General features: G+C 68.6%; 9 protein-coding genes and 1 pseudogene. 8 read left to right on the top strand and 2 right to left on the bottom strand.

All coding sequences use genetic code 11. The annotated features are described in order from the left end of the window. Together HC022_RS29155 and HC022_RS13550 are read left to right on the top strand one after the other, a co-directional pair. Window positions 1–88: pseudogene (locus tag HC022_RS29155) on the top strand (tripartite tricarboxylate transporter permease); the annotation flags it as partial. Between the two features lie 222 nt (window positions 89–310). Continuing rightward, entirely contained in the window at window positions 311–505 is a 195-nt protein-coding gene (locus tag HC022_RS13550) for a hypothetical protein (RefSeq protein ID WP_167452788.1), read from the top strand. Window positions 506–518: 13 nt separating this feature from the next. Here HC022_RS13550 and HC022_RS13545 read toward each other — a convergent pair whose 3' ends face one another. Further along, on the bottom strand, window positions 519–1,229 hold the full coding sequence (locus tag HC022_RS13545; protein WP_167452795.1) for a transporter substrate-binding domain-containing protein: 711 nt from the start codon (window positions 1,227–1,229) through the stop codon (window positions 519–521). Window positions 1,230–1,717: 488 nt separating this feature from the next. Here HC022_RS13545 and HC022_RS13540 point away from each other — a divergent pair, with 488 nt between their 5' ends. The 6 genes from HC022_RS13540 to HC022_RS13515 all read left to right on the top strand — a co-directional run bounded on the left by HC022_RS13540 (window position 1,718) and on the right by HC022_RS13515 (window position 7,652). Continuing rightward, the gene (locus HC022_RS13540; protein ID WP_167452794.1) at window positions 1,718–3,037 is read left to right on the top strand and encodes an NtaA/DmoA family FMN-dependent monooxygenase; all 1,320 of its coding nucleotides are present in this window, start codon (window positions 1,718–1,720) and stop codon (window positions 3,035–3,037) included. A gap of 56 nt (window positions 3,038–3,093) precedes the next feature. Next, window positions 3,094–3,954, top strand: a complete 861-nt coding sequence (locus HC022_RS13535) for an ABC transporter substrate-binding protein (protein ID WP_167452793.1) — start codon at window positions 3,094–3,096, stop codon at window positions 3,952–3,954. 82 nt (window positions 3,955–4,036) lie between these two features. Continuing rightward, window positions 4,037–4,927, top strand: coding sequence for an amino acid ABC transporter permease (locus tag HC022_RS13530; RefSeq protein WP_008887600.1), 891 nt, complete (start codon window positions 4,037–4,039; stop codon window positions 4,925–4,927). A gap of 16 nt (window positions 4,928–4,943) precedes the next feature. Continuing rightward, the gene (locus HC022_RS13525; protein ID WP_167452792.1) at window positions 4,944–5,738 is read left to right on the top strand and encodes an amino acid ABC transporter ATP-binding protein; all 795 of its coding nucleotides are present in this window, start codon (window positions 4,944–4,946) and stop codon (window positions 5,736–5,738) included. Then, window positions 5,735–6,298, top strand: a complete 564-nt coding sequence (locus HC022_RS13520; protein ID WP_167452791.1) for a cysteine hydrolase family protein — start codon at window positions 5,735–5,737, stop codon at window positions 6,296–6,298. Before HC022_RS13525 ends, HC022_RS13520 begins: the two co-directional genes overlap by 4 nt. Before the next feature lie 28 nt (window positions 6,299–6,326). Further along, entirely contained in the window at window positions 6,327–7,652 is a 1,326-nt protein-coding gene (locus tag HC022_RS13515) for an LLM class flavin-dependent oxidoreductase (protein ID WP_167452790.1), read from the top strand. A gap of 218 nt (window positions 7,653–7,870) precedes the next feature. On the opposite strand, the gene HC022_RS13510 is transcribed toward HC022_RS13515, so the two are convergent. Then, window positions 7,871–8,837, bottom strand: a 967-nt coding sequence (locus tag HC022_RS13510; RefSeq protein WP_167452789.1) for a sulfatase-like hydrolase/transferase, incomplete at its 5' end; no start/stop codon positions are given.

The following is an 8,837-nucleotide window of genomic DNA, read 5'->3' as shown; positions in this document are numbered from 1 at the left end:
GATCAGCACGATCCTGCTCAACATCCCCGGTGATGAACCGGAGATGATGACCTGCCTCGATGGCTACCCCATGGCCGGCAGGGCATTGCCAGCGAGGCGCTGTCGCTCCCTTTATCGGGGCCATCTCGGTCACCTTCGGGCGGGCGCCTCGCCGGGCTCGCGGCGGTGCGCTTCGGTATCGTGGGCTTCGGCTGCATCACCCGCATCGGAAACTCGGGCCCGCTCTCCGAGCCGGTCGAAGCCGCGACTGGGCCGCCTGGGGCGCGGCGCTCCTGCGCCTGCCGGCCGAGCAGTCCGTGCAGCTTGTCCCATGGGTCAGGGCTTCGGACGGCACGCTGCTCGGGCGTCGATCACGCCCTCGGTGCTGGGCGGTGCCGTGCAATGGCGACCGTCGCACCTGTGCATGTTCGTGGTCAAAGGGCCGGGTGGGATGCCGAACTTCGTGCTGCTGTCGCTGGGCGCCTCGGCGCCGCCGGTGCGCCGGGCCGCCCGCGACACGGACTGACCCGGCAGGGGCCTCAGGCCGGGACGATGGCGCAGTCGCGGGACACGCCGTGGCGCTCGAGGATGTCGCCGACGGTGCCGTCGCGGAGCGCCTCGCTCAGGAAGGCCTGCAACCGGGCCGAGGCTGCGGGCCGGCCCTGCGGCATCGCCATGGCCTGCCGGATCTCCATGAAGGGCGGGGCGAGCAGGCGGCTGCCGGGGCGGGTCTCGGCTTCGTGCATCATCGCCTGCCGGATGCCCGCCAGCGCCTGCACCTCGCCACGGTCGAGCGCTTCGAGCGCCATCTGCAGTGTCTCGTAGAGCTCCAGCGCCTCGGCCCCGGGCTTGCGCTGCAGGGTCAGCGAATAGGCACTGCCGCGCACCGCCCCGACCTTCTCGCCCGAGGCCACCAGCGCGTGCGCGTCCTCGGCCGTGCAGTCGGGACCGGCGAGGTAGCTGCCGTCGATGCGGACGTAAGGCTCGGTAAAGGCAATGGTCCGGGCGCGCTCGGGATCGACGGCGAGGAAGCAGACGTCCCAGGCGTCATCCTCGGCCGAGGACGAGACGTCGACCGCGCGGTTGTATTCCACGAAGACCGGCTCACGGCCCTCGGAGGCGGCGAAGGCATGGGCGAGATCGACGCTGATGCCCTTGGCGGCACCGGCCTCGTCGCGCCCGACCAGCAGGAAGTTGCCATGGTTCAGCGCCACCCGGAGAGGCGCGGCGGTCGTGGAGTCGTGCGGCATGTCTGATCCGATCGAAAATGGGTTGTGGTGTATATAAAAGCCGATTGGGCCCACGCAACGCCGCTCTGGGTGGGCTTCAGTTCAGGAAAGCGGTGGGCTGCACGCTCGGGCGGCGGAGCGTTGGCAGAGACTCGGCGGGCGGACAGCGCGGTCTGCCCGACCTTGCCGATATCTGATGCGCTGCGATGCCGGGGCTGCGCCGGGATACTGCCCAATGCATGTGCGTTGTTGCGTCTGTTTCGAGAGAGGCGATTGTGACGAAGGAGGTTTCGGGGGTTCATTCGGAACGTCAGGAATGCCGCGTAGGGTTTTAAAATAATTTGATAATTTTTAAAATGGCCGCGCTGGATTTTCCCGCTTCAGCGCCCGATAATACTGACTCTCTGATACAAGATTTCATTTGCGTGCATGCAAATTCCGTGCCGAGCATCCTGCATTCCCCTGCGTCAGGTGGCGCGTGGGGATGCAGATGACAGGCGTCCGGTTCCATGTCCGAGAGATCCCCGAAGCGGCAGATGCACCTTGTCGCCTACCTCAAGACCGGCCCCACCGCGCGGCACGTCGGCGGCTGGCGGCACCCCGAGGCGCGGCTCGACGATTTCCTCCGACCCGACCGCTACGTCGACACGGCCCGGATGCTCGAGGCGGCGAAATTCGACGGCTGTTTCTTCGCCGATCTCTTCGGGCTTTACGACATCCATGGCGGCAGCCACGACGCCTACGTGCGGCGCGGCGGGCAGATCAGTTGGCTCGACCCCAAGGTGGTGCTGCCGGTGATGGCCGCGGCCACCACGCGGCTGGGGCTTGGCGCGACGCTCTCGAGCACCTTCCACATGCCCTACGAACTGGCCCGCTGGCTGGGCTCGCTCGACGTCATGAGCGGCGGGCGCGTCGCGTGGAACGTGGTGACCTCGGCCACCGATCTCGAGGCCCGCAACGCCGGCCTGCACGAGCTGCCTCCGAAGGAAAGCCGCTACGACCGCGCCGACGAGGTGCTCGAGGCCTGCTGTGCGCTCTGGGACAGCTGGGACGAAGACCCGTTCGTTCTGGACAAGGAGGCGGGGGTCTTCGCCGACCCCGACAAGGTCCACTACGCCAATTACGGGGGCAAGTACGTCCGCACCCGCGGTCCGCTGTCGATCCCGCGAAGCGCGCAGGGGCGGCCGGTGCTGATGCAGGCGGGCAGCTCGGACCGGGGCCGCGCGTTCGCAGCCCGCTGGGCGGAGGTGATCTTCACCGCGCAGCGCGGCATCGGCGACATGCGCGACTTCGCCGCCGACATCCGCGACCGGATGCAGGCGCGGGGCCGGGCGCCCGGGGACTGCGCCATCCTGCCCGCGATCTCGGTGGTGCTGGGCGAGACCGATAGCATCGCGCGCGAGCGGGCCGAGTACCTCCAGAGTCTCATCGACCCCGAGCTTGCCACGGCGAACTCGTCGAGCCGCCTCGGTGCCGATCTTACCAGGGTGAGCGACGGGCGCACGCTGGCGGCGGCGCAGGGCAACCAGGGCATCCGCGGCGCCGAGCTGGTGCTGGAACAGGCGATGAAGGCCGAGGGGATGACCCTCGCCGAGGCCGCGCGCAGGGGCGGCGAGCGGGAGATCGTCGGCACCGCGAGCACGGTGGCGGACCGGCTCGAAGAGATGTTTACCTCCGGCGCCTGTGATGGTTTCGTGGTTGCCCCGACGTATCATCCGGGGATGTTGGAACAGTTTTGCCGCTCGGTTGTGCCCGAGCTTCAGCGCCGGGGGCTCTTCCGGCAGGATTACCGCGCGACCACCTTGCGCGGGCATCTGCGCGACGGCTGAGACCGTCCGCAACCAACAGGGGAGCGGCCCACGGCCGCGCGACATAGGAAGACGACATGATTTCATTTTCGCTGAAGAAAGCGATCGCCGCACTGGTCATCGGCCTGGCGGCGGGGACGGCGGCACAGGCGCAGGACGTGGTGCAGGAAGCCCGCGACGCCCTGCCCGAGGCGGTCCGTGACAGCGGCGTGCTCAGCATCGCCACCTCGCTGCAATGGGCGCCGTTCGGCTACGTCGACGAGGACGGCAACCCCGAGGGCATCGACCTGCGGCTGATGAAGGTGCTCGCCGCCAAGCTCGGGCTCGAGGCCGAGTTCGACAACATCAAGTTCCCCTCGATCGTGCCGGGCGTGCAGACCGGGCGCTACGCGGCGGGCGTGAACCAGATGGGCATCACCGCCGAGCGCGCCGAGGTCGTGGCCTTCGTGCCCTATTTCAACTCGAAATACGGCCTGCTGGTACCGACCGGCAAGACCGACATCGACATCAATGACCTCTGCGGCATCAAGCTTGCGCTGACACAGGGCAGCTCGCAGATCGCCGTGGCCGAACAGCTCTCGGCCAAGTGCGAGGCCGACGGCAAGGAGCCCATCGGCATGGATTTCTACCCCAACAGCGCCGACACCTACCTCGCGGTCGCCAACGGTCGCGGCGACGGCTTCCTGACCGCCCGCGCCGTCGGGGTCTACACCGCGCAGATGAACGACAAGCTCGAGATGACCGACGGCATCCTCGACGGGCGCAGCTCGATCTCGGGCATCGTGGTCAGCAAGGAGGACCCGGCGATGCAGGAGGCCCTGACGCTGGCGCTGGTGAGCGCGGTCGAGGACGGCTCGTATGCCGAGATCCTCGAGCATTTCGGCGTGCCCGAGGGCATGCTGAGCATCGAGCAGATCCAGAACCCGCCAAGCTTCTGAGCCCGGCGAAAGCGACGCACCGGGTGGCGGCCTCCGCCGTCCGGGCAAGCCAACAGAAAGTGATGCGATGAGGATGGCAAGCATGTCCGACAGCGTGCCGGCGGGCCGCGGCGCAAGCGCCCGCGACAGCGCCCCGGTGATGCGCGAGCGCCGCTCTCCCTGGCGCTGGCTGGGGATTGCCGCGGTGGTGATCGGACTGGCGTGGATCGCCTTCCAGATCCTGACCAACCCGGGCTTCGAATGGGACGTGGTGGGCAAGTACATGCTGCACCCGCAGGTGCTCAGGGGCGTGGGCATGACGCTCTGGCTGACCCTGCTGGTCATGGTCATGGGCACCGTCATCGGCATCATCGTCGCGGTGATGCGCCTGTCGAACGACCGCATCCTCAACGGCACGGCGGTGGCCTTCGTCTGGTTCTTCCGCGGCACGCCGGTGCTGGTGCAGCTGGTGTTCTGGTACAATCTCGCGGCGATCTTTCCGGACGTCTCGCTGGGCATCCCCTTCGGCGGCCCGAAGCTCTTCGAGATCTCCGCCACGGTCGCCATCTCGTCCTTCACCGCGGCGCTGCTGGGCCTGGGCTTCAACGAGGGCGCCTACATGGCCGAGATCATCCGCGCGGGCCTCACCTCGGTCGATCACGGCCAGACCGAGGCATCGCGGGCGCTCGGGCACCGGCCGGCGCAGACCTTCCGCGTCATTGTGCTGCCGCAGGCGATGAAGGCGATCATCCCGCCCACCGGCAACCAGGTGATCGGGATGCTGAAATACACCTCGCTCGCCAGCGTCGTGGCTCTGGGAGAGCTGATGCACTCGGTCGAGACGATCTACTCGCGGACCTTCCAGACCATGCCGATGCTGATCGTGGCGGCGCTCTGGTACCTGATCCTCGTCTCGATCCTGTCGGTGGTGCAGTATTACATCGAGCGGCATTACTCGCGTGGCTGGAAGACCCAGGCCAATGCGGCGCTCTGAAGGGGAAGAGAGAGGCATGTTTGACGTGAGCACAGGCGCTCCCTTAGTGCGGGCCACCGACATCTGGATGAACCGCGGCAGCAACACCGTCCTCAAGGGCGTGTCGATCGAGGCGCGCAAGGGCGAGGTGATCGCACTGCTCGGGCCCTCGGGCGCCGGCAAGTCGACGCTGCTGCGCTGCCTCAATGCCATCGAGATGGCGGACCGCGGGCTGGTCGAGGTCGAAGGCGAGATCATCGGCTGCGAGAAGGTGGGCGAGGACTACGTGCGCCTGCCCGAGAAGCAGGTCGCCCGGCAGCGGGCCGAGATCGGCATGGTGTTCCAGAACTTCAACCTCTTCCCGCACATGTCGGTGCTGCAGAACATCATAGACGCCCCGATGCGGGTGCGCGGGATGAAGAAGGCCGACGCGGTGAAGCTGGCGCATGACCTGCTGGCGCGGGTGCGGCTCTCGGACAAGGCCGACGCCTATCCCCGGCACCTGTCGGGCGGCCAGCAGCAGCGCATCGCCATTGCCCGCGCGCTGGCGATGAACCCCAAGGTGATGCTCTTCGACGAGCCGACCTCGGCGCTCGACCCGCATCTCACCGACGAGGTGCTCGACGTGATCCGCGAGCTGGCCGAGACCGGCATGACGATGATCATCGTCACCCACGAGGTCGCCTTCGCCCGCGATGTGGCCCACACCGTCGCGGTGATGGGCGAGGGCACGATCATGGAGATCGGACCGCCCGACGAGGTGCTGCGGGCGCCCAAGGACCCGCGCGTGCAGACCTTCCTCGCCCGCGCGCTCAAGGAGATGGCCCGATGAGCCGCGACGCGTCCGGAGACTGGCTCTTCGTCATCGACGTGCAGCCCGCTTTCAGCGACCCAGTGAGCCCGTGGTACTGCGCCGCGCTCGGCACCGCCAAGGAGAACATCGCCCGGCTGCTGCCGCGCTACGAGGGGCGGGTGCTGTTCTCGCGCTTCGTGCCGCCGCCCGAGATCTTCGGCGCCTGGCACGATTACTACGCCCGCTGGGGATTTGCGCTGGAGCCGGGGGCCGAGCCGCTCTGGCCGGTGGACCCCGAGTGGGCGCACTACCCCAGCATGCAAAGCCACACCTTCTCGAAATGGGTGCCCGCGGCGCAGCAGATCCTGCCGCCCGACGCCACCATCGCGCTCTGCGGTGTCTCGACCGACTGTTGCGTCATGGCGACGGCGCTTGCCGCCATCGACGACGGGCGCCGGGTGCGGCTGATCGCGGACGCCTGCGCCGCCGGCAGTCCCGAGATCCACGGCTCGGCGCTGGGGCTCATGGGGCTGCGCGCGCCGCTGCTGACCCTCACCGACACGGAAACCGAACTGGCGCGGGCGGCAGAGGCCGCCTGAGCGACATCAGGACATTCAAGGACAGACCATGACGCGTATGATGCACCTGGGAACCATCGTCGGCGCCGCCGGGCACCATGTGGCGGGCTGGCGGATGCCGGACGCCGAGTTCGGGTCGCAGAACCTCGAGCTCATCACCCGCATCGTGAAGACATGGGAGGACGCCAAGTTCGACCTGATCTTCTTCGCCGACGCGGTGAACACCGGGCTCGATGCGCATCCCACGCACATGCTGCGGCTCGAGCCGCTGACGCTGCTGGGGGCGCTCTGCATGACGACCTCGAAGATCGGGCTCGTGGCGACGGTCTCGACCACCTATTCGCAGCCCTACAACGTGGCGCGGATGCTGGCCTCGATCGACCACATGAGCAAGGGCCGGGGCGGCTGGAACGTGGTCACCGGCTCGAGCCCCGACGCCGCCGCCAACTTCGGCACCGATCCCCACCCCGAGCACGCTTCGCGCTACGCCCGCGCCGCCGAGCACGTCGAGATCTGCAAGGGGCTCTGGGACACCTGGGAGGACGACGCCTACATCGCCGACAAGGCGACGGGGCGCTACGTCGACGGCGACAAGATGCACGTGCTGAACTACCGCGGCGCGCACCTGTCCTCGAGCGGGCCGCTCAACATCACGCGCCCGCCGCAGGGCTACCCGGTGATCATGCAGGCCGGGGCCTCGCCCACCGGCAAGACCTTTGCCGCCGCCAGCGCCGAGGTGGTCTTCGCCACCCAGCAGCTGGTCGACGATGCCGTGGCCTTCGCCGAGGACCTTAAGGACCGGACCGAGGCCGCGGGCCGTCCGCGCGACGCCATCCGGCTGATGCTGGGCGTGTCGCCGGTGATCGGCCGCACCCGCGAGGAGGCGCAGGAGAAGCTGGCCGAGCTAGCCGCGCTGGTCGACCCGGTGGCGGCGCTGCGGGTACTCTCGGACCGGATCGGCACCGACCTCTCGGCCTATGACCTCGACGGGCCGGTGCCCGATCTGCCGCCCTCGGGCATGATGCAGGGCCATGCGGTGGTGCTGCAGGCGGTGGCGAAGAAGCACAACATGACCATCCGCCAGCTGCGCGACTATGCTGCCGTGTCCTCGGGGCACCGGCTGGTCTTCGGCACCGCCGAGGACATCGCCGACGATCTCGAGGCCTGGTGGCGGGCAGGGGCCTGCGACGGTTTCATCATCCTGCCGCCCTACTACATGCGCCCGCAGGAGGAGTTCTGCGAACAGGTGGTGCCGATCCTGCAGGAGCGCGGGCTCTTCCGGACCGAGTACGAGGGCAGCACCCTGCGCGAGCACCTCGGCCTCGAGCGTCCGGCGCATCCGGCAGCGCAGGCGCGCTCCGAGGCGATGGTCTGAGACCGGACCCGGGCTGGGCGCGCGGTCAGCCCGCGCCCGCCGGTGACGACGGGTCGGTTGCAGGCGGCTGCGGGAAATGCCGGCCGCGCTGGCCCGAGAGCCCGCGGTTCTACGGTGTGTCGAGCGTCGGCGTCTCGACCGCCGATTGCCCGGCGCACCCCATCAGGTGCGCCGGCACTGGTCCACGGTGATGAACAGGACACTCGGGCGTTGGGCCTTCACGCGTCGTTTTCGCGTCGTGGGGCTCGGGCCTCCATCATCCGCGCGCGGACGTGGCGCGTGCGGCAGGCGCCCTCGTGGTGCCACCGCCTGAACTCGGCAAGCAGCGCGGCCTTGACCGGCGACGCCTCGGGCACGTCCCAGAGGTCGTCGGTCTCGCCCGGGTCGGCCTCGAGGTCGAAGAGCTGCAGCGGCCCGTCGAAGCGCCGCGCCGGGAAGCGCCCGGGCTGGCTGATCACCATCGGCACCCGCGTGACCTGCTCGCAGGGCGCCCATTTCTGGCTCAGCCCGTGGTCGCCCAGGTTGTCGCCGTGGTCCGAGGTGAAGATCACCACGCGGTTGTCCGGCCGCCCGCGCCGCTCGAGTGCGACGAGGATGCGGCCGACGTCGCGGTCGGTCAGCTCGACGTTGGCAAAGTAATAGGCGCTTGTGCAGATCGGCCTCGGAGGGCTCGAGGTTCCAGTGCACAGCGTCATGGTCGAACTCGGAACCGTGGCGGCGCTTTTCCTTCCACGGCGGCGGCAGGCGGTCGATCTCGTCCTGCGTGCAATGCGGCAGGGGCACGTCATGCGCCATGTATTTCCCGGGATATTCCGGCGTCGGATCGCAGCGCAGGGCGGGTGCGGGCCGGGGAAGCCGATGGACAGGAACAGCGGCTCTTCCCCGGGCCTGTTGTCGAGCCACCACCCGGTGAAGCCGCCGATGAAGCTGTCGGAATGCAGCTTGTCCTCGGGCGTCCACTCGAAGGCGCCGAGCGTGTGCCGGTAATCCTCGCGCGCGCGATAGCTGAGGCGGCCGGGCTTGGCGTGCCTGGTGTTCAGGATCGCCTTGCCCCATTCGTCTGTGAACCAGCGCCCCTCGACGACGAAACGCCCGTGGAAGCCTGCCTTGGCATCGTATGGACTGGTGTGCATCTTGCCGATGTCGACGCAGTGATAGCCCGCGTCCGCAAGATCCGAGACCCAG

The sequence above is a fragment of the Salipiger sp. HF18 genome (assembly GCF_011806505.1).
GTDB lineage: Bacteria > Pseudomonadota > Alphaproteobacteria > Rhodobacterales > Rhodobacteraceae > Salipiger > Salipiger thiooxidans.
The sequence above is the reverse complement of the archived record's forward strand: the minus strand, read 5'-3'. Positions and strand labels throughout refer to the sequence as shown.

Excerpts from the sequence above, each read along its gene's own strand:
- HC022_RS13530 (WP_008887600.1), top strand. The coding sequence starts at position 4,037 with ATGTCCGACAGCGTGCCGGCGGGCCGCGGCGCAAGCGCCCGCGACAGC.
- HC022_RS13525 (WP_167452792.1), top strand. The coding sequence starts at position 4,944 with ATGTTTGACGTGAGCACAGGCGCTCCCTTAGTGCGGGCCACCGACATC.
- HC022_RS13545 (WP_167452795.1), bottom strand. The coding sequence starts at position 1,229 with ATGCCGCACGACTCCACGACCGCCGCGCCTCTCCGGGTGGCGCTGAAC.
- HC022_RS13540 (WP_167452794.1), top strand. The coding sequence starts at position 1,718 with ATGTCCGAGAGATCCCCGAAGCGGCAGATGCACCTTGTCGCCTACCTC.
- HC022_RS13520 (WP_167452791.1), top strand. The coding sequence starts at position 5,735 with ATGAGCCGCGACGCGTCCGGAGACTGGCTCTTCGTCATCGACGTGCAG.
- HC022_RS13535 (WP_167452793.1), top strand. The coding sequence starts at position 3,094 with ATGATTTCATTTTCGCTGAAGAAAGCGATCGCCGCACTGGTCATCGGC.
- HC022_RS13550 (WP_167452788.1), top strand. The coding sequence starts at position 311 with ATGGGTCAGGGCTTCGGACGGCACGCTGCTCGGGCGTCGATCACGCCC.
- HC022_RS13515 (WP_167452790.1), top strand. The coding sequence starts at position 6,327 with ATGACGCGTATGATGCACCTGGGAACCATCGTCGGCGCCGCCGGGCAC.